At 66.6% G+C, this 19,984-nt stretch carries 15 protein-coding genes; 9 read left to right on the top strand and 6 right to left on the bottom strand.

Translation table 11 applies throughout. From position 1 onward, the window contains the following. The first annotated feature begins 9 nt into the window (after positions 1 to 9). Both tpiA and S2M10_RS10025 read left to right on the top strand, forming a co-directional pair. Positions 10 to 765, top strand: coding sequence for a triose-phosphate isomerase (tpiA, locus tag S2M10_RS10030; protein WP_168845925.1), 756 nt, complete (start codon positions 10 to 12; stop codon positions 763 to 765). Positions 766 to 769: 4 nt separating this feature from the next. After that, positions 770 to 2,767, top strand: a complete 1,998-nt coding sequence (locus S2M10_RS10025; RefSeq protein WP_247650735.1) for an EAL domain-containing protein — start codon at positions 770 to 772, stop codon at positions 2,765 to 2,767. Here the strand turns inward: S2M10_RS10025 and S2M10_RS10020 are convergent. The 4 genes from S2M10_RS10020 to rimO form a co-directional block, all read right to left on the bottom strand. Further along, positions 2,745 to 4,139 (bottom strand): leucyl aminopeptidase family protein, encoded by a 1,395-nt coding sequence (locus S2M10_RS10020; protein ID WP_168845924.1) that lies wholly within the window; start codon positions 4,137 to 4,139, stop codon positions 2,745 to 2,747. The genes S2M10_RS10025 and S2M10_RS10020 overlap by 23 nt on opposite strands. Positions 4,140 to 4,212: 73 nt before the next feature. Continuing rightward, positions 4,213 to 4,854, bottom strand: a complete 642-nt coding sequence (locus S2M10_RS10015) for a hypothetical protein (protein ID WP_168845923.1) — start codon at positions 4,852 to 4,854, stop codon at positions 4,213 to 4,215. Then, on the bottom strand, positions 4,851 to 6,251 hold the full coding sequence (locus S2M10_RS10010) for a serine hydrolase domain-containing protein (protein ID WP_168845922.1): 1,401 nt from the start codon (positions 6,249 to 6,251) through the stop codon (positions 4,851 to 4,853). The genes S2M10_RS10015 and S2M10_RS10010 overlap by 4 nt, the downstream gene beginning before the upstream one ends. A 60-nt stretch (positions 6,252 to 6,311) precedes the next feature. Beyond that, a complete protein-coding gene (rimO, locus tag S2M10_RS10005) occupies positions 6,312 to 7,643 on the bottom strand; it encodes a 30S ribosomal protein S12 methylthiotransferase RimO (RefSeq protein ID WP_168845921.1) in 1,332 nt (443 codons plus the stop codon). 114 nt (positions 7,644 to 7,757) lie between these two features. On the opposite strand from rimO, the gene S2M10_RS10000 reads away from it, so the two are divergent. Continuing rightward, complete coding sequence (locus tag S2M10_RS10000; protein WP_168845920.1) at positions 7,758 to 8,273, top strand: GNAT family N-acetyltransferase; 516 nt, start codon at positions 7,758 to 7,760, stop codon at positions 8,271 to 8,273. A gap of 173 nt (positions 8,274 to 8,446) precedes the next feature. Here S2M10_RS10000 and S2M10_RS09995 read toward each other — a convergent pair whose 3' ends face one another. Both S2M10_RS09995 and S2M10_RS09990 read right to left on the bottom strand, forming a co-directional pair. Beyond that, a complete protein-coding gene (locus S2M10_RS09995; protein WP_168845919.1) occupies positions 8,447 to 9,883 on the bottom strand; it encodes an AMP nucleosidase in 1,437 nt (478 codons plus the stop codon). A 220-nt stretch (positions 9,884 to 10,103) separates the two neighbouring features. Beyond that, complete coding sequence (locus S2M10_RS09990) at positions 10,104 to 10,586, bottom strand: peroxiredoxin (protein WP_168845918.1); 483 nt, start codon at positions 10,584 to 10,586, stop codon at positions 10,104 to 10,106. 114 nt (positions 10,587 to 10,700) lie between these two features. Between S2M10_RS09990 and S2M10_RS09985 the strand changes: the two genes are divergently transcribed. From S2M10_RS09985 to S2M10_RS09960, 6 genes are all read left to right on the top strand, one after another. Continuing rightward, entirely contained in the window at positions 10,701 to 11,261 is a 561-nt protein-coding gene (locus S2M10_RS09985; RefSeq protein ID WP_168845917.1) for a YqgE/AlgH family protein, read from the top strand. 119 nt (positions 11,262 to 11,380) lie between these two features. Next, positions 11,381 to 12,799: an adenosylhomocysteinase gene (gene ahcY / locus S2M10_RS09980; protein WP_168846051.1), complete on the top strand. Its 1,419-nt coding sequence runs from the start codon at positions 11,381 to 11,383 to the stop codon at positions 12,797 to 12,799. 256 nt (positions 12,800 to 13,055) lie between these two features. Next, positions 13,056 to 16,073, top strand: coding sequence for a TonB-dependent receptor (locus tag S2M10_RS09975; RefSeq protein WP_168845916.1), 3,018 nt, complete (start codon positions 13,056 to 13,058; stop codon positions 16,071 to 16,073). Positions 16,074 to 16,182: 109 nt separating this feature from the next. Continuing rightward, on the top strand, positions 16,183 to 18,522 hold the full coding sequence (locus S2M10_RS09970) for a PAS domain-containing sensor histidine kinase (RefSeq protein ID WP_168845915.1): 2,340 nt from the start codon (positions 16,183 to 16,185) through the stop codon (positions 18,520 to 18,522). Continuing rightward, positions 18,519 to 18,977 carry a tRNA (adenosine(37)-N6)-threonylcarbamoyltransferase complex ATPase subunit type 1 TsaE gene (gene tsaE / locus S2M10_RS09965; RefSeq protein WP_168845914.1) on the top strand — a complete coding sequence of 153 codons (459 nt, stop codon included), beginning with the start codon at positions 18,519 to 18,521 and terminating at the stop codon, positions 18,975 to 18,977. The genes S2M10_RS09970 and tsaE overlap by 4 nt, the downstream gene beginning before the upstream one ends. Continuing rightward, entirely contained in the window at positions 18,974 to 19,945 is a 972-nt protein-coding gene (locus tag S2M10_RS09960; protein ID WP_211090978.1) for a phosphotransferase, read from the top strand. Before tsaE ends, S2M10_RS09960 begins: the two co-directional genes overlap by 4 nt. Positions 19,946 to 19,984 lie beyond the last annotated feature (39 nt).

The following is a 19,984-nucleotide window of genomic DNA, read 5'->3' as shown; positions in this document are numbered from 1 at the left end:
GAGTGATGGATGCGCCGAAAGCTGGTCGCGGGAAACTGGAAGATGCACGGCATGCGATCGCATCTTCGCGAGGTGTCGGCGATCGCCGCCGCCGCGGAGGCGCATCCCAGTGTCGACGCGCTGCTGTGCGTGCCCTTCACCCTTATCGCCACCGCGGCAGAGATGGCGCCGGGCTTCACGATCGGCGCGCAGGACGTGCATGAAAACGATTATGGCGCTCATACCGGAAACGTCTCCGCGCCGATGCTGGTGGAGGCTGGGGCGAAGGTCGTGATCGTCGGTCACTCCGAGCGCCGTGCCGATCAGGCCGAGACCAGCCACCACGCCTGGGCCAAGGCCGCCGCCGCCCGCCGGCATGGCCTGAACGTGATCCTCTGCTGCGGCGAGACCGAAGCGGAGCATGATGCGGGCCGCGCCGAGCGGATCGTCCAGTCGCAGATCGAAAAGTCGCTGCCCGACGGTGCCGCGCCCGATTGGTTGACCATCGCCTATGAACCGCGCTGGGCGATCGGCACCGGCAAGACGCCGACGCTTGACGAAATCGCGACGATGCATGCGATCCTGCGCGCCAAGCTGCGGGGGATGATCGGGCCCTCCGCCAACGCCATGCGGATCCTTTATGGCGGCTCGGTAAGCGGCGCCAATGCGGGCGCGATCCTCGCGGTGGACGATGTAGACGGCGCACTGGTCGGCGGGGCGAGCCTCACGGCGGACAAGTTCGTGCCGATCATCGAGGCCGCTGCCAAGATCGCGGTGGCGGATTAACCTGTTGTCGGGGGTCTGGCGCTACAAGGCCTCCATGTTGCGGCGGATTCATCTCGTACGGTCAGGACGGACCGGGCTCGATCGAGCGATTCTGACCGAACAATATCGGGTGCTGGGTCAGCAGATTCCGCTGATGTACACGCTCGTCTTCCTCGACGCGGTGTTCCTCGGATTTGCCTCCTACGGATCGGTCTCCACCCAACTCAGCGTGGTCGCGCCGACCCTGCTCGGCATCGCCGCCGCCGTACGCAGCCTCTTGTGGATCACCCGCCGCAGCGACGTGATTCCCAGCCTTCGCCGCATCCGGCGATACCTGGTCGGCACGATCTTCGCGGCCGCAATATTGAGCCTTGCGTTCGGCGGCTGGGCGCTGGTGCTGTTCGTGGAGGCAGACCTTGCGCGACGCACCTCGATCGCGCTCTACATCTTCATCGGTGCGATCACCTGCTGCTACTGTCTCCAGACCTTCCCGATTGCGGCGTGGCTGGTGATGGCGTGCGGTGCCTCGCCGGTCATCGTCTGCCTGATTTTTTCCGGCGACCGGTTTCTGATCGGGCTGGGGATCAACATCATCCTGGTGTCCGCCGTATCGCTGCGGATGTTCGGTGCTGCGCACTCCGGCTTCGTCGAGGTATTGGCTTCGCGAGCGGAGATGGCGGCGGGGCAGCGCCGCGCCCGCCTGGCCGAACAGCGCGCGCACCAGCTCGCCTATCACGATCCGCTGACGGGCCTGCCGAACCGCCGCGCCCTCACCGAATATCTCCAGGACGCCGAACCGCACCGATTCGGGCTGATGCTGGTCGATCTCGACCGGTTCAAGTCGATCAACGACGTGCATGGCCACCCTATCGGCGACCAGCTGCTGCGCGCGGTGGCCGGCCGGCTGAGCTGGGTGGTGGGCGACGGCGGACGCAGCTACCGGCTCGGGGGCGACGAATTCGCGATTACCCTGCCGTTCGACGGAGACGATCTCGATCGCGTGCGCAGCGTCGCCCATACGATCGTCCGCGAGGTCGCGCGGCCGTTCCTGATCGACGAGCGCATGCACCACATCGGTGCAAGCGTAGGCATCGCGCTCTATCCGCAGGATGCGCTCGACGCCGACACGCTGATGCGTCGGGCGGACGTGGCATTGTACCAGGCCAAGGAAGCCGGGCGCGGCTGCTATTGCGCCTTTGCCGCCCAGATGGACGCCGAGATCCGCCGCCGTTCGACCATCGAGGCGGAAATGCGCGACGGCTTGGCCCAAGGCCTTTTCTACCCGCGCTACCAGCCGATCGTCGACCTGCGTACCGCCCGCGTCACCGGCTTCGAGCTGCTCGCGCGCTGGCGCCGCGACGATGCCGAAATCGGGCCCGACCAGTTCATCCCGATCGCCGAGGAATGCGGGCTGCTCAACACGCTGATGCTCGATCTGCTCGATCGCGCCTGTTCGGAGACGCGCGACTGGCCCGTGCCGGCCAGCATCGCGATCAACATCTCGCCGGGCCAGCTGCGCGACGAGTGGCTGAGCCACAAGATCCTGTCCGTCCTCGCCCGCACCGGCTTTCCGCCGCAGCGGCTGACCGTCGAGATTACCGAGAATGCACTGATCGTCGATGCCGAGAAGGCGCATCACGCGATCGAGTCGCTCAAGAACCAGGGGGTGCAGCTGGCGCTCGACGATTTCGGCACCGGCTATGCCTCGATCCAGCACCTGCGCATGCTGCCGTTCGACAAGATCAAGATCGATCGCTCGTTCGTTGAGTCGCTGAGCGAGAGCACCGAAGCGCTGCGGATCGTGCGCGCCATTCTCGGGCTGGCCGCGACGCTGGAGCTGCCGGTGGTCGCCGAGGGCATCGAGACGCTGGAAACGGCGGAGATGCTGCGCGCGCTCGGCTGCGCGCAAGGGCAGGGCTATCTGTTCGGTCGCCCCATGGCCAAGGAAGAAGTCGAGCAATGGCTCGCCGGCGGCGCGGTGCCGCCGGCGGCCGAGGCGCTCATCCGCCGTAACGGTCCTTGAGCACCTTCCAGGTGGCGCGCAGGCTCACCGCCTCGGCGCCCTTGGGCCGGCCCGGCTTCGGGCTGCCGTTCCAGCAGAAGATGTCGAAATGTGCCCATTGGGCCTTGGCCGGCACGAATTCCTTCAGGAACAGCGCCGCCGTTATCGCGCCGCCGAAAGGCCCCTCGGCCGCATTGACCATGTCCGCCACGTCGGACTTCAGCAGGTCCTTGTACGGGTCGTAGAGCGGCATCCGCCAGATCGGGTCGGCCTCTTCCTCGCCGGCAGCGATGATCTCCGCCGCCAGCGTGTCGTCATTGGCGAACAGTGCCTGCAGGTCCGCGCCGAGTGCCACGCGCGCGGCGCCGGTGAGCGTGGCGAAGTCGAACACCAGCTCGGGATCCTTTTCCTCGGCCTTGGTCAGCGCGTCGGCCAGGATCAGGCGACCCTCGGCATCGGTGTTGCTGTTCTCGACGGTGATGCCCTTGCGCGAGATCATCACGTCGCCCGGCCGGGTCGCCTCGCCCGAGATCGAGTTCTCGACGGCGGGGACCAGCATGTGCAGACGCACGGGCAGCTTGTTCTGCATTACCAGCTCGGCAAGCGCGAGGGCATGGGCGGCGCCGCCCATGTCTTTCTTCATCAGCCGCATGCCGCTGGCCGGCTTGATGTCGAGCCCGCCGCTGTCGAAGCAGACGCCCTTGCCGATGATCGCAATGCGCGGATGCTCGGGATTGCCCCATTCGAGCTCGATCAGCCGCGGCTCGCGGCCCTTGCCGGCGGCCTGGCCGACGGCATGGAGCATGCCATAGCCCTGGGCCAGTTCGTCGCCCTTCACCACCGAGAAGGCGGCGCCATAGGCCTTGGCGAGCTCAGCACCGGCAGCTTCCAGATCGGCCGGGCTCATGTCGTTGGCGCCGGTATTGATCCGGTCGCGCAGCTTGAAGGCGACGGCGGCCATGCGCACGGCCTCTTCCATCTTCACCGGATCGCCGGTGAGCAGCACGCGCGGGCCCTGCGCCTTGGGATCGGCCTTGCGATAGCGATCAAATTTGTACTGCGCGGCAAGCCAGCCATAGATCGCCTTGCCGGGCTCTACACCTTCCACGCGGTAGCTGCCTTCGGGCAGCGTCTCGGCGAGCTTGGCGAGGCACCAGGGCGAAAGCTTCTCGACATTGGCGACGACGCTGACGACCGACCAGTCTTCGGGCGCATCGCCGGGAAGGATGGCGCTGGCATAGGCGGAGCCGCTCAGCTTCTGCGCGGCGGCGGCGGCACGGTGGCGCGGCGGCTGGGCAGCGAGCCAGGCATCATAGCCCTTGGCGTCGATGAGGTGGATGGTGCGAGCGGCCTGGCCGCGATCGGGCTGAACGAGCGTGTTGAGATCCGTCATGCACCTGATCTAGGACGCCGGGTGCCCCGCGCCTAGCCCGGAACCCCCTGGTTTTTTGGGCAGGGGCCGCGGGTCACTTCGCTGCAGGCAGCAGGGTCTTCCATCGGGTATCGAGCTTGGCTTGCGCCTGTCCGCGCTTCACCTTCGCCACCAGCGAGATGCCGCGCAGGGTGACGCTGTGCCCGGCGATGAAATTACCGGTGATGGTATAGCCAACATCATACAGCGCGACATCCTCATGGGCGTCGCCATCGGCCAGGAAACGGGAGACGATCACCACCGGCAGCCGTTCGTCGCCGCGGCTGTTGTCAGGCAGCCCGGCCGTTTCGCGCGCCTTTACCAGCGCATGCTCGAACCAGCCGCCTTCGATGCGCGGCTCGCCGGTGGTCGCAGCCGGCGATATGCCGAGGGCGGTTGGAAACAACACGGTCTGGCTCTGCACCGACTGCTCCGGGGCTGCCGGCTTGAGCGCCAGCGTCTGCTTGCCGCCATCCGCTGCCACCAGCACCAGCTTCGCGGCCCTGGTGGAGGCGCGCTGCTCGATCGCCGCCTTCTCGGCCTTGGTCTCCCGACGATCGGACCAGCTGTTCCACAGCGTCAGGCCCGAGATCAGCACTGCGGCGACGCCCAGTACCTCGCCGAGCGTCACCCAGCGACGCCGCACCTTCGCCGCTTCGGCGCGGTCCCTGGCGCGGCTTTCGGCTTCGTCGCTCATCGCGGCATCACCAGGAACTGCTCGAACTTGCCCGCGGCGCCGGGCTCGGCATAGGTCACTGCCACCAGCGTGCGATCCTTGTAGCGGATCATGTAGTTGCGGTTGACGAATCCGCCGCGTAGCCGGGGCTTGCCGATCGGCGCGAAGACCAGCGGCTCGCCCAGGGGGGCAAGGCTGTCGCAATAGTCGCCCAGCGCGGTGGCATCGAAGAAATAGTTCGCATCCTCGGTCATCAGGCTGCGATCGGGCGTGCCGGCGCGGAGCTGGTCGAACAGCTTGCGGGCAAGCGCGTCGCGCTGCTGGTCGAGGGTGAGGGCTGTGGCGGGCGCTGCGACGGGCAGCAGCAGATCGGTGATGCCTTGCGCGATCACGTCATGCGCTCCCCCGAAATCGGCGCTGACGAGCGACACCACTGCGAACCGCTCTTCCGGGATGACGAGGTTGCTCGACAGGAAGCCGACCGCTTCGCCGCCGTGCGACACTTCCTTCTTTCCGCCATGCTCGCCCAGCGAAACGCCGAGGCCGTAGCGGGTGGGCGAACCATCGGCGAGCTTCACCTCGGTTTCCTGCACCGCCCAGTCCTCGGGGGTGAGCACCTTGCGGTCGATCCGTGCGATGTCCCACCTGGCAAGGTCTGCGGCGCTCATCGCCAGCTCGCCGGCCGCCCACAGCCACCCGTCCGCGGCTGGCTTGGCGGGGCGGACGGGCCCCAGCGCATAGCGATGCGTGCCCTGCGGGAACCCCTTGCCGACCGCCTGGTCCTGGTCGATCGCGTGGATGCCCAGCGGCTTGAAGATCTTTGCCTCGAGATAGTCGAGCAGCTTCCTGCCCGACGCCTTCTCGATGATCATGCCCGCGACGACATAGCCGGTATTGGAATATTGCCAGGCCGTCCCCGGCGTGAAGTCCAGCGGCTTCTTGCCCCAACGGTCGACGATCTGCTGCGGCGTGACCGCCGTCTCCATTGCCTTGAAGCTATAATCCTGCGGCCAGTAATCCTGCAGGCCGGCGGTGTGGCTCAGCAGCTGGCGGATGGTGATCTTGTCGGCGTCGGTCACGTCCGGCACCCATTTCGACACCTTGTCGTCGAGGCTGAGCTTGCCCTCGTCCTCCAGCAGCAGGATCGCCGCGGCGGTGAATTGCTTGGATACAGAGGCGATCTGGTATTTGGCGTTGACGTCCGGCCCCCTGGCGATGCCGGGCCCCTGATCGCCGTACGCCTTGGTGAAGACTATCTTGCCCTCGCGCACGATCGCCACCGATGCGGAGGGCACGCCGCTGCTCTTCAGCGCGTCCGCGACGATCGTGTCGACCTTGGCGGTCTGCTCGGGCGTAAGCTGCTGCGCGGCGGCGGGCGTGGCGATCAGCAAGGTGGCGGCGAAAGCGGAACGGAACATCGGGCCTCCGGAAGATGATGCCCGACGCTTAGCGCTCCCCGCGCACCCTGCCAACGCGGATCAACCCATCGGCACGCCGTACAGATCGTGCTCGTCGGCGTCCTCGATCAGGACCTTGACGATATCGCCCTGTTCCAGATGCCCGGAGTCGCGGAGGAACACCTCGCCGTCGATCTCGGGCGCATCGGCCTGGCTGCGGCCGGTGGCGCCGCCGTCCTCGTCGACCGCGTCGATGATAACGTCGAGCTTGCGGCCGATCTTGGCCTGGAGCTTGGCGGCACTGATCGCCGCGGTCTTCTCCATGATCCGGGCGTAGCGCGCTTCCTTGACGTCCTCCGGCACGGCGCCGGGCAGGTCGTTGGCCGAGGCGCCCTCGACCGGCTCGAAGCGGAACGCGCCGACACGGTCGAGCTGCGCCTCGTCGAGCCAGTCGAGCAGGTACTGGAAGTCCTCCTCGGTCTCGCCGGGGAAGCCGACGACGAAGGTCGAGCGGATCGCGATGTCCGGGCAGATCTCGCGCCAGCCGCGCAGCCGCTCGAGCACCTTGGCCTCGTTCGCCGGGCGCTTCATCGCTCGCAGCACATTGGGCGCTGCGTGCTGGAACGGGATGTCGAGATAGGGGAGCACCAGCCCCTCCGCCATCAGCGGGATGACCTGGTCGACATGCGGGTAGGGATAGACATAGTGCAGCCGCACCCAGGGCGCGATCTGGCCGAGCTCGCGGGCGAGGTCGGTCATGTGCGGCACTACTTCGCGGCCCTTCCAGGCGCGCGGCTCCTTGCGGATGTCGATGCCATAGGCCGAGGTATCCTGGCTGATGACCAGCAATTCCCGCGTGCCGGCGGCGACCAGCTTTTCCGCCTCGCGCAGGATCGCGTCGGGGCGGCGGCTGACCAGATCACCGCGCAGCGACGGGATGATGCAGAAGCTGCAGCGATGGTTGCAGCCCTCCGAAATCTTCAGATAGCTATAGTGGCGCGGCGTCAGCTTGAGCCCGCTGTCCGGCACCAGATTGACGAAGGGCGAGGGCGGCATCGGCGCCGCGTCGTGCACCGCGCCGACCACTTCCTCATATTGATGCGCGCCGGTGACCGCGAGCACATTGGGGAAACGGGCGCGGATCACCTCGGCTTCCTTGCCCATGCAGCCGGTGACGATGACCCGGCCATTCTCGGCGATCGCCTCGCCGATCGCCTCGAGCGATTCTTCCTTGGCGCTGTCGAGGAACCCGCAGGTATTCACCAGCACGACGTCCGCGCCGGCATAGTCCGGCGACAGCGCATAGCCGTCCGAACGGAGCTTCGTGAGGATACGCTCGGAGTCGACCAGATTCTTGGGACAGCCGAGCGACACCATGCCCACCTTGGGGGCTTCGGGGAGTCGCGTTGCCATGATCGTTGGCGCACATAGGCCTTTTCGCGGAAATTGCCAGCCATCGGGCGTTTACGGATGGCCGATCCGGCCCGCCATGGTACGGGCGAGGCAGCAACACCGGGAGATTTCGTCATGACCGCGACCACCGCCGAGCCTGTCCAGCTGCCGACCCGCTCCGGGCTCGTCATCGACGTGCGTACCGTGCGTCCCGACGACGAGGCGCTGCTGAAAGACTTTTTTGACCACGTCTCGAACGATGATCGCCGGTTTCGCTTCTTCACGGCGAGCCCCCAACTCCAGCCGCATCAGGCCAAGGCGCTCATCGACGTCGATCACCACCAGACCGAGAGCTATCTGGCGTTCACCGCCGAGGGCGAACTGGTCGGATCGGGGATGCTTGCCTGTGACGACACGATGGAGACCGCCGAAGTGGCGATCTCGATCCGCGCCGACCGCAAGGGGCAGGGGGTGGGTTGGAGCCTGCTCAACTATATCACCGGCGAAGCCAAGGCGCGCGGCGTGAAGCGGCTGCAGTCGATCGAGAGCCGCGAGAACCATCTGGCGATCGAGCTGGAGCGCGAAATGGGGTTCGTCGCGCGCGAGGTCGAGGGCGATCCCAGCGTGGTGCTGCTCGAAACGGTGTTCTGATCTGCAAACCTCTCCCCATCGGGGAGAGGGAGGGGCCCGCTGCCGAAGGCAGTGGGAGGGAGAGGGGCCTGTTTAGCGGCGCTTCGCGCCGCCCGCCCCTCTCCAAGCTCCGCTAGGCGCTTGCGCGCCAAGCTCCGCTATCCTCTCCCCTCGCGGGGCGAGGATTTCAAAAATCACCGGAACGGCGGCTCGTTGAAGGCGCGCAGCTTGCGGCTGTGCAGCTTGGCGCCTTCGCGGCGCAATTCTTCGCAGGCTTCGATGCCGATCTTGAGATGCTCGGCGATCGCCCGCTCGTAGAAGCGGTTGGCCTGGCCAGGCAGCTTGAGCTCGCCGTGCAGCGGCTTGTCCGAGACGCAGAGCAGCGTCCCATAGGGCACGCGGAAGCGATAGCCCTGCGCCGCCAGCGTCGCCGACTCCATGTCGACACCCACCGCGCGGCTCAGCGAGAAGCGCAGCGCGGACTGCGAATAGCGCAGCTCCCAGTTGCGGTCGTCGGTGGTGACGATCGTGCCGGTGCGCAGGCGCTGCTTCAGCTCGTCCTCGGATTGGCCGGAGACGGTTTCCGCCGCGCGGGCCAGTGCCTGCTGCACCTCGGCGATGGCGGGGATGGGGATCTCCGGCGGCAGCACGTCGTCCATGATGTGGTCGTCGCGCAGATAGGCATGGGCGAGCACATAGTCGCCGATCCGCTGGCTCGGGCGCAGGCCGCCGCAATGGCCGATCATCAGCCACGCCTCCGGGCGGATGACCGCGAGGTGATCGGTGATCGTCTTGGCGTTGGAGGGCCCCACGCCGATATTGACCAGCGTGATGCCGGTGCGACCCTCCGCCATCAGGTGATAGGCCGGCATCTGGTGCCGCCGCCATGCGCCGTCGCTGACCAGCCGGTCGGCATCCGCAGGGTCCTCGATGACGATCCCGCCCGCGCCCGACACGCCGGTGAAACGGCTGTCCGGCCCCAGCTGCGCACAGGCCCAGCGGACGAACTCGTCGACATAGCGGTGATAGTTGGTGAACAGGATATATTGCTGGAAATGCTCGACCGGCGTGCCGGTATAGTGCTTCAGCCGCGCCAGCGAGAAATCGGTGCGCAGCGCATCGAACAGCGCCAGCGGCCGGGTCTCGTCCTGGCTGATCCAGATACCGTCGGCGATCTCGTCGCCGATATGCGAGAGCTCGGTTGCCGGGAAGTGCCGGCCGAGCTCGGTCGCGGAGATGTCGTCCAGGCTGAGGATCGTGTTGGGATCGAGCACATAGGGGAAGGGAATTTCCTGGCGCCCGGTGACCGCGTGAACCTCGACGTCATAATCCTCGATGAGGAAGGTCAGCTGCTCGGTAAGATAGTCGGCGAACATCGCGGGACGCGTTACCGTGATGCGATAGTCGCCCGCCTCGACAAGGCGGCCGAACGACCGGCGCGGGATCGGCTTGTGGACGCCGCCACGATAGGTGACGCGCAGCTCCGGATAGGAGAAACTGCCGTCGGTCCGGGTCTCGGGGTCCGGCGTGGTGCCGTCGGTGATGTAGCGGTTGAGCGCCTGCTGCAGTCGTTCGACCGAGGCGCGATAGAGCCGATCCAGATCGGCGACGATATCGGAGGCTTGAGTCATCTTCCACCGCTAAGCGCGGAAGATGACTCTGGCAAGTCGGGGGGGCGGAAAAGGGGCAATGGGTCGGCGGCGCTGTCCCCCATTCCGATCGTCATCCCCGCGACGGCGGGGATCCATCCATGGTGCCGTCACGGCGCCTGCCGAGACATCCTGGCAAATGGATTGCCGCCTTCGCGGGAATGACGATGGAGATGGAGGCGTCGTTCGCGCTCGCCCGCGATCAGAGCTTGCTCAGCACATAGTCGGCCGAGCTCACCTCGAACGCGCCGGGCGCCTCGACGAACATCTGCTCGACAACCCCGTCGTTGACGATCATCGCGAAGCGCTGGCCGCGCGTGCCGAGGCCAAAGGCCGAACCGTCCATGGTAAGGCCAAGCGCTTCGACAAAGCCGCCATTGCCGTCCGCCAGCATCGTCACCTTGTCGGCTACGCCATTGGCCTCGCCCCAAGCCTTCATCACGAAAAAGTCGTTGACCGCGGTGCAGGCGATCTCGTCGACGCCCTTGGCCTTGATCTCCTCCGCCTTCTCGACAAAGCCCGGCAGGTGCTTGGCCGAGCAGGTGGGGGTAAAGGCGCCGGGAACCGAGAACAGCGCAACCTTGCGGCCGGCGAAATAGGCGGGGGCCTCGACCTGGTCCGGCCCCTCGGCGGTGACCTTGACGAGCGTGGCGTCGGGGATGCGGTCGCCGGTCTGGATCGTCATGCTGCTCTCTCCTTGTGCGAATCCTGCGGCCCCAAGGCCGCCGCGCCTCCATCGCATCCCTCGCAACAAATTCAAGCGTGGCCCGTAGGGAGTGCAAACGATATGGTGGACCGCATGGATTCGACGCCTTCCCTCACTGGCCAATTCCTGCTTGCGATGCCCGGCATCGGCGACCCGCGCTTCGAACGGGCGGTAATCGCGATGTGCGCGCACGATGTCGAAGGCGCGCTCGGCATCGGCATCGGCGCGACGATCGAGGGACTGGGACTGCACGATCTGCTGGAGCAGTTCGAGATCGATCCCGGCGAGGTGCCCGACGTGCCGGTGCATTTCGGCGGGCCTGTCGAGCCGCGCCGCGGCTTCGTGCTGCACTCCGCCGACTGGAGCGGGCAGGACACGATCGACGTCGCCGGGCGCTGGCAGCTCTCCGGCACCATCGACGTGCTGCGCGCCATCGCCGAAGGGAAGGGCCCCAGCCGCTGGCTGGTCGCGCTCGGCTATGCCGGTTGGGGTGAGGGGCAGCTGGAAACCGAACTGACGCGGCACGGCTGGTTCAACACGCCCGCCGATATCGGCCTGCTCTACGACACCGATGTGTACGAGCGCTGGGCCGAAGGCTTTGTCGGCGCAGGCATCGATCCGCGACTGCTGGCAAATAGCACGGGCACCGCTTGAATTCGCCCGAACGGCATATAAAGATATCTTTATATTAACATTGCGCCTCTGATCCGAAGCGGCTAGGGGCGCACCCATGCGGCCGGGAGGAGTCCCGGCGCGCCAGCATTTGCCTGCAACTGGAGAAGCAGCCCGTGGCTAAGAACGACTATGTCATCAAGGACATCGCCCTCGCCGATTTCGGCCGCGCCGAGATCAACATCGCCGAGACCGAGATGCCCGGCCTGATGGCGCTCCGCAAGGAATTCGGCGCATCGCAGCCGCTCAAGGGCGCGCGCATCACCGGTTCGCTGCACATGACGATCCAGACCGCGGTGCTGATCGAGACGCTGACCGCGCTCGGCGCGCAGGTCCGCTGGGCGACCTGCAACATCTTCTCGACGCAGGACCACGCTGCCGCCGCCATCGCCGCGACCGGCGTGCCGGTGTTCGCGGTGAAGGGCGAGAGCCTGGCCGAATATTGGGACTATGTCGGCGACATCTTCAACTGGGGCGCCGACGGTGACGGCACCACCGCCAACATCATCCTCGACGACGGCGGCGACGCCACCATGTTCGCGCTATGGGGCGCCAAGCTCGAAGCCGGCGCGACGCTGGGCGAGCCGGAGAATGACGAGGAAGTTGAGTTCCAGCGCGCGCTCAAGGCGTTCATCGCCAAGTATCCGGGCTATCTGACCGAGACGGTCAAGAACCTGAAGGGCGTCTCGGAAGAGACCACCACCGGCGTGCACCGCCTGTACGAGATCGCCAAGAAGGGCGAGCTGCCGTTCCCGGCGATCAACGTCAACGACAGCGTCACCAAGTCGAAGTTCGACAACCTCTATGGCTGCAAGGAATCGCTGGTCGACGCGATCCGTCGCGCCACCGACGTGATGCTCGCCGGCAAGGTCGCCGCGGTCGCCGGCTTCGGTGACGTCGGCAAGGGCTCGGCCCAGAGCTTGCGCAACGGCGGCGCCCGCGTGCTCGTGACCGAAATCGATCCGATCTGCGCGCTGCAGGCGGCGATGGAAGGCTTCGAGGTCGTCACCATGGACGAGGCCGTCAAGCGCGCCGACATCTTCGTGACCGCCACGGGTAACGCCGACGTGATCACCGCCGATCACATGAAGGCGATGAAGCCGATGTCGATCGTCTGCAACATCGGCCACTTCGACAGCGAGATCCAGATCTCGGCGCTGTCGAACTACAAGTGGACCGAAGTGAAGCCCGGCACCGATCTGGTCGAGTTCCCCGACGGCAAGCAGATCATCGTGCTCGCCAAGGGCCGCCTGGTGAACCTGGGCTGCGCCACCGGCCACCCGAGCTTCGTGATGTCGGCCAGCTTCACCAACCAGACGCTGGCGCAGATTGAGCTCTGGACCAAGGGCGAGAACTACAAGAACGAAGTCTACGTCCTGCCGAAGCACCTCGACGAGAAGGTCGCAGCACTGCACCTCGAGAAGCTGGGCGTCGCGCTGTCGAAGCTCAGCGAGAAGCAGGCGGCGTATATCGGCGTGCCGGTGGAAGGGCCGTTCAAGCCTGATCATTATCGCTACTGATCTGCACAGATCTTGCCGCAAAAAAATGGCCGTCCCCGCGAGGGGGCGGCCATTTCGTTTGCAAGTTCGTGCAATATTGCGTCGTCGCTGTTGCGCCAATGTCACATACCGTTCTGAAAACGGTGTAACATTTCTGCCATGACTGCCTTCGCGACGTGCGGACGCCGGATGGAAGCGATTCGGACACATCGGCAAAATGGGGGACGCGCCCATGTCCTCCACCGAAGTCATAAGGATGTCCGTAGAAGGGGTAGATATGCGTTTCACTGGTTGCGGTCGCCACGGCGGCCTGAAGCTGACCGCGTCGCTTGCTGCAATGATCGCGGCACAGGCTGCATTCGCGCAGACGGATCAGACCGCAGCACCTGCAGCGCCGGCCGCGCAGGCACAGGAGCCTGCGGAGATTGTCGTTACCGGGTCGCGCATCGCCCGCCCGGAGTTCGATACGGTGCAGCCGACGCAGGTCGTCGGCGCTGCGCAGATCGAATCGCGAGGCTACACCAATGTCGGTCAGGCGCTGCGGGAAATCCCAGCTTTCGGCCCTCCCGGCAACAGCTCCGTGGGTGCGCAGTCGTCGTTCGGCCCGTCGCAAACCTTCGTGGACTTCTTCGGTCTGGGCACGCAGCGCACGCTGGTGCTGGTCAACGGTCGACGCTTCGTTTCGTCGAACACGGCCAGCATCTTCGGTCCGGTGAATCCGGGCACGCAGGTCGATCTGAACAACATCCCGACCACCCTCGTCCAGCGGATCGAGACGGTCGCCGTGGGCGGCGCGCCGATCTACGGGTCGGACGCAATCGCCGGGACGGTGAACATCATCCTGAAGAAGGATTACGAGGGTCTCGAGTTCGGCGGCCAGTACGGCATTTCCGAACGGGGCGATGCGCCGGAGGCGCGGCTGAACGTGCTGGCGGGCAAGAACTTCGCGGGCGGCCGCGGCAACATCGTGGTGTCGGGTGAATATAATCACACCACCGGTCTCGTTGCCAGCGATCGCGCGATCACCGCGCAGGGCAACTTCTTCGGTACGCCGCCGCAGGCAGATTCGCAGTTCCGCCGCCTGCTCTACCCGCAGCAGCGCTATTCCGCCTTCACCGCAGGCGGCGTACCGTTCGTCGCCGACGATGTCTTCGTGCAGGATTCCGGCATTCGCAACGCGGCCGGCCAGTATCTGCAGTTCGGGTCGAACGGCACGCTCGTGCCGCTCGATCTCGGGACCGTCCTGCGTCAGGGCTATATCAGCAGCGGCGGCAATGGCTTCGATCTGCCCGCGCAGAGCAACCTGCTTACCAATTCCGAGCGCTACATCGCCAGCGCCCAGCTGAACTACGAATTCACCGACCATGTGCGCTTCTTCGGCGAGGGCTGGTACACGCACACCAAGGGCGTGAACCTGATCGACCAGCCGAACTACAATACCGGCCTGTTCGACGCTGCCGGTACGCCCGACGGCAACCTGATCGTGTCGCTCGACAATCCGTATCTGAGCGCTGCGGACCGCGCCACGATCGCTTCGCAGCTGCCTGCGGGGCAGAACGAGTTCTATGTCGGCCGGGCGCTGAGCGATCTCACCACCGGTCGCGCAGAGGCGAACATCGAGACCTATCGTTTCGTCGGCGGCCTCGCCGGCGACTTGGGCGTCGGCAGCCGCAGCTTCAACTGGGAAGCGTCGGTCAACTATGGCCGTTCGCAGACCAAGGGTCGCAACTTCGAGCTGGACAACCGGAACTTCTTCAACGCCATCGACGCGGTGCGCGATGCCAATGGCAACATTACCTGCCGCCCGGGGGTGACGAACTCCACCGCCGACACGATCAGCAAGACCTGCGCCCCGCTGAACATTCTGGGCATCGGCCAGGCCAGCCAGGCAGCGAAGGACTATATCTTCGCGATCGCGCGCCCGGTTTCGACCAACGAGCAGCTGGTGTTCAACGCCAACATCACCGGCGCCGTGGCGACGCTGTTCGGCAACGACGTCAGCATTTCAGCCGGCTATGAGCATCGCCGTGAGAAGACCTCGTTCGATCCGGGCAGCTTCTATTACGGAGAGGACAATGGCGACGGCACGCGAACACAATATGGCCGTACCATCCCGATTGATCCGCTGAGCGGCCGCTTCCACACCAACGAAGCCTTTGGCGAGCTGGTCATTCCGTTCGTTACGTCGAAGAACGGCCTCAGCTGGCTGAAGACGGTCGAATTCGACGGTGCCGCCCGCTATGTCGACAATTCGCTGTCGGGCGGCGACTGGGCATGGACCGCGGGCGGGCGCCTGGGCTTCATCTCGGACCTGACCTTCCGCGGCAATTATACCCGCTCGATCCGCTCGCCGGCGATCACCGAGGCGTTCAACCCGACCTCGCGCGCGTTCGACACCGGTTCCGATCCGTGCGACGTCAATAGCTATCAGAGCGGCCCCAATCCGGCCGTCCGCGAGGCCAATTGCCGCGCAGCAGGCATCGACCCGGCCAACTTCCAGTCGGACTACAGCAACTTCACCATCCCGGTGACGGTTTCGGGCAATCCGGGTCTGCGCAACGAAGTGGCGAATAGCTGGACGGCGGGCGCGATCATCCAGCCGCGCTTCGCCAAGAGCCTCACGATCGCGGTCGACTGGGTGGACATCAGGCTGAAGCAGGCGATCGTCTCGCTCGGCGGCGACGACATCCTCAACGCCTGCTACGACTCGGCATCCTATCCCAACAGCTTCTGCGGCCTCGTGACGCGCGATGCCGACGGTCAGATCACCTTGATCCGGGAGGGCTATTACAACGCCTCTTCGTACGAGACGGCAGGCCTGACGGTCACCGCCGCCTATCGCCTGCCGCTTGCGCGCCTCGGCATGTCGAGCAGCGGCGTGGCGGGCCTCTCGGTGAACTATTTCTACCGGGACAAGCTGGAGCAGCAGGTCGGCGTCGGCGACATCAACCATTTCGCCGGCGAGATCGGTTATCCCCGGCACTCGGGTACGGCGAACTTCACCTATGAGAGCGACCGCTTCAACGCACTGGTGCAGGCACAATATACCGGCAAGGGCGCCTATGATCTCGACGAGGCGCCGAACACCCGCAACATCGCGGGCGTGAAGGATTGGTGGATGATCAACGCCACGCTGGGCGTGCGGGTCAACCAGCAGTTCGGCCTGAAGCTGATCGTCGACAATGTGTTCGACGTGAGCCCGCCCTATCCGGCACCAGCCGGTGGTGGCACGACGAGCTACTTCTCCGGCATTCTGGGGCGCTACGCCCGGATCGCCGCGAGCGTGAAGTTCTGATCGGGACCGGAAATTTGGACGCGAAGGGGCTCGGCATCCGCCGGGCCCCTTTTCGTTTGCGCCGGGATGCGCATAAGGGTGAGGCGATGGCTTGCCGGCATCTCCTCCGATGATCGTTCTCTCGCAGAGTGGCGCGGCCATTGTCGGCGCGGTGCTCGCTTCCGTGCTGATCGCGGCGATCTGGGCGCTCTATGCCGGGCTCGCTGCGCGGGCGGCGGCGCGCACCGCCTATGAGCAGAACCGGCGGTTGCTGCGCTTCGCCCGAACCTCGCCGGCGCTGCCGATGCTGGTCCGTGCCGACGGCCGCATCGAGATGTCGCCGCGCCTTGCCGCCTGGCTGGGGCTGGACGGGCCGGTCGAGTCGCTGTCCCGTTTGTCCCAGAAGGATACCGGCCTCGATCCTGAGGATGTCACGCTGCTCGGCGAGCAGGTGGAGGCGGCCCAGCGCGCCGGCCAATCCTTCCGCCTGTCGCTGCCGGTGCGCGGATCCGAGCGGATGCTGCTGGTGCTCGGCGAACGCGCCTCGGAAGCGGTGGAGACGCCGGGCAGCGTGCTGCTCTGGGTGCTCGACGCGACCGACAGCCAGGCCGAGGTCGGCGCATTGGAGCGCGAAGCCGATCGGCTGCGCGCCGCCTTCGACGCGCTGACCGCGCTGATCGAGGCCGCGCCGATGCCGATGTGGTATCGCGGGCCGGACCTGCGGCTGCTGATGGTCAACACCGCTTATGTTCACGCCGTGGAAGGGCGCGATGCCGAGGATGTGGTATCGCGTGGGGTCGAGCTGGTCGACGGCGCCGGGCTGGGCGGTCCGCTGGCCAATGCCGCAATCGCGCGCGACACGCAGGAGCCGCAATCGGCGGCGATGCCGGCGACGATCGCCGGTGCACGGCGCATGCTCCATCTGCACGACGTGCCGCTGCCGACCGGCGGAATCGCGGGCTTCGCGGTCGATATCGAGGAACTGGAGCGTGCCCGGGGCGGCCTGAAGCGCTTCGCCGAGGCCCAGCGCGCAATGCTCGATCGCATGTCGGCGGGGGTCGCGCAGTTCGGTTCGGATCGCAGCCTCGTCTTCTGCAACCAGCCGTTCCGGCGCATGTTCGCGATGAAGAACGAATGGCTGGCGGACCGGCCCGAGTTCGATCGCGTGCTGGAGCGGATGCGCGAGGCGCGCAAATTGCCCGACGTGCGCGACTTCCCGCACTGGAAAGCCGAGCGCCGCGAATGGTTCACCGCACCCGAGGCGGTGGAGGAAAGCTGGAGCATCGGCACCACCCACCTCCGCGTCGTCGCCCAGCCGCTGCCCGAAGGTGGGCTGCTGCTGATCTTCGAGGATCAGACCCAGCAGCTCGAATTGCAGCGCGAGCATGGCGAGATGCAGCAGGTCCGCACCGCCACGCTGGACAGCCTGGCCGAGGCGGTCGCGGTGTTCGGCAAGGGGCGGCTGCAGCTGTGGAACCGCAAGTTCCGCCAGGTCTGGGGATTCGAGGACGGGTTTCTCGACGGGCATCCGCAGATCGCCACGATCGTCAAGACGGCGGGGGGCAAGCTGGTCAATCCGGCGCGGGCCGAGATCATCGGCGACCTTATCCGGCTCGCCGCCAAGGATCGCCAGCAGCGCGGCTCGAGCATCACCTTCGCCAATGGCCGTCATTTCGACATCGCCGCGGTGCCGCTGCCCGACGGCAACGCGCTGGTGACGATGCTCGACACTACCGATCGCCAGCGGGTGGAGCGCGCGCTGCGGGACCGCAACGAGGCGCTGGAGGCGGCCGACCGCGTCCGCACCGCCTTTGTCGCCAATATGAGCTATGAGCTGCGCACCCCGCTCACCTCGATCAAGGGTTTCGGCGAGATGCTGCAGGGCGGCTTCGCGGGCAAGCTGAGCGCCGACGGCAAGGAATATGTCGAGGCGATCCTGATGTCGGTCGATCGGCTGGGCGGGCTGATCGACGACGTGCTCGACCTCACGCAGAGCGAGGGCCAGCCGATCGAGCGCGAGACGGTGGACGTCGAACTCGCCGCCACCAGCGCCGCTGACGTGATCGCGCCGCTCGCCAAGGGCAAGCAAATCGAGCTGGTGATCGAGGATGCCGGCACCGCGGGTGTGGTGCAGGGCGACGCACGGCGCATTCGCCAGACGGTGGAGCACCTGCTGCGCCACGCCGTGTCGCACACGCCGGAAGGCGGGCGCGTGCTGCTGCATCTCGACGGCAATGCCCGGGTGGCGCGGGTAATCGTCAGCGACGACGGGCCGGGCATGGCGCCCGAAGCGGTGGCGCGGGCGTTCGATCGCTTCGCCCAGGTCGGCACGTCGCGCGGCGGGGATCGTGCGCTGGGGCTGGGCCTGCCGCTCGCCAAGCAGTTCGTCGAGGCGCATGGCGGGCGGATCGAGCTGCTGTCCGAGCCGGGGCAGGGCACGCTTGTGACGGTGGAGTTGCCGCGCGGATGACCGGGCATGAAATGACGCTCACCTCGCTGGATGCGGCGCTGTCGCTGGGCGCCAGGCTGGCGGCGGTGGTCCGCCCCGGCGACGTGATCGCACTCTCCGGGCCGCTGGGAGCGGGCAAGACCAGCATCGCTCGCGGGCTGCTCGCCGCGCTTGGGCTGGAGGGCGAGGCGCCGTCGCCGAGCTTCGCTATCGTCCAGCCCTATGACCTGCCCGAGGTGCGGCTGCCGGTGCTGCATGTCGACCTCTACCGGATCGAGGATCCCGACGAAGCCGAGGAACTGGGTCTTGACGATGCGCGCGCGGATTCGCTGTTGCTTGTCGAATGGCCAGAGCGCCTGCCCGCCTCCGCGTGGCACGACGCCTTGTGGCTGACGCTGGACGTCGCGGCGGACGGCACCCGCAGCTTGACAGCGCGCGTGCCGGCGGCATGGGAGGGCCGATGGCCGTTGACATGACTCCGCCGCCTGGCGCGCCCGCATTTCTCGTTTCCGCTGGTTGGGAGGGAGCAGATATTCTCCCCGTCGCCGGTGATGCATCGTTCCGCCGCTATTTTCGCGTGGTCGACAGCGGCCGCAGCGCGATCCTGATGGACGCGCCGCCGCCCCATGAGGATCCGCGGCCGTTCCTCGCGGTGGCCCGGTGGCTGACCGAGCATGGCTTTGCCGCACCCGCGATCCTGCACGAGGATCTCGCCCAGGGGCTGGTGCTGCTGGAGGATTTCGGCGACGTGCGGCTGCGCGAGACGGTGGATGCCGAACCCGCGCGCGAGCTGGGGCTCTACGGCGCCGCCGTCGATCTGTTGGTGCGGCTGCACGAGAAGGACGCGGGCGTCGAGCCGCCCTACGACCTGGCGGTCTATCAGCGCGAGGCGGGGCTGTTCGTCGAGTGGTATTGCCCGGCCGTCGGGCTGGAAGTGGATGCCGCCGGCTATCGCGCCGCCTGGGACGCCGTGCTGGCGCCGCTGCTCGACGGTCATCGCCCCGTCACGGTGCTGCGCGATTACCATGCCGAGAATCTGATGCTGATCGAGGGTGGCGAAGGCTTGGGACTGCTGGACTTCCAGGACGCGCTCGCCGGCCATCCCGCCTATGACCTCGTCTCGCTGCTGCAGGATGCGCGGCGCGACGTGCCGGAGGCGACCGAGACGGCGATGCTGGCGCGCTATCGGGCAGCCACGGGGGCGGGAGAGGCGTTCGACACCGCCTATCACGTGCTCGGCGCGCAGCGGAACGCCAAGATCCTCGGGATCTTCACCCGGCTGTGGAAGCGCGACGGCAAGCCGCGCTACCCGTCGCTCTGCCCGCGCGTCTGGACCTATCTCGAGCGCGACCTTGCCCATCCGGCGCTGAAGCCGGTGGCGGACTGGTTCGCCGCCAATGTACCGTCCGAGAAGCGCGGCGATCCGATGCGAGTCGCGGCGTGACGATCTACGCGCTCCGCCCGCAGCCGGTCGCGCCGGCGC

Source organism: Sphingomonas sp. S2M10, assembly GCF_012650175.1.
In the GTDB taxonomy this organism is placed as follows: domain Bacteria; phylum Pseudomonadota; class Alphaproteobacteria; order Sphingomonadales; family Sphingomonadaceae; genus Sphingomonas.
This window is presented reverse-complemented; position numbering and strand designations above follow the sequence as displayed.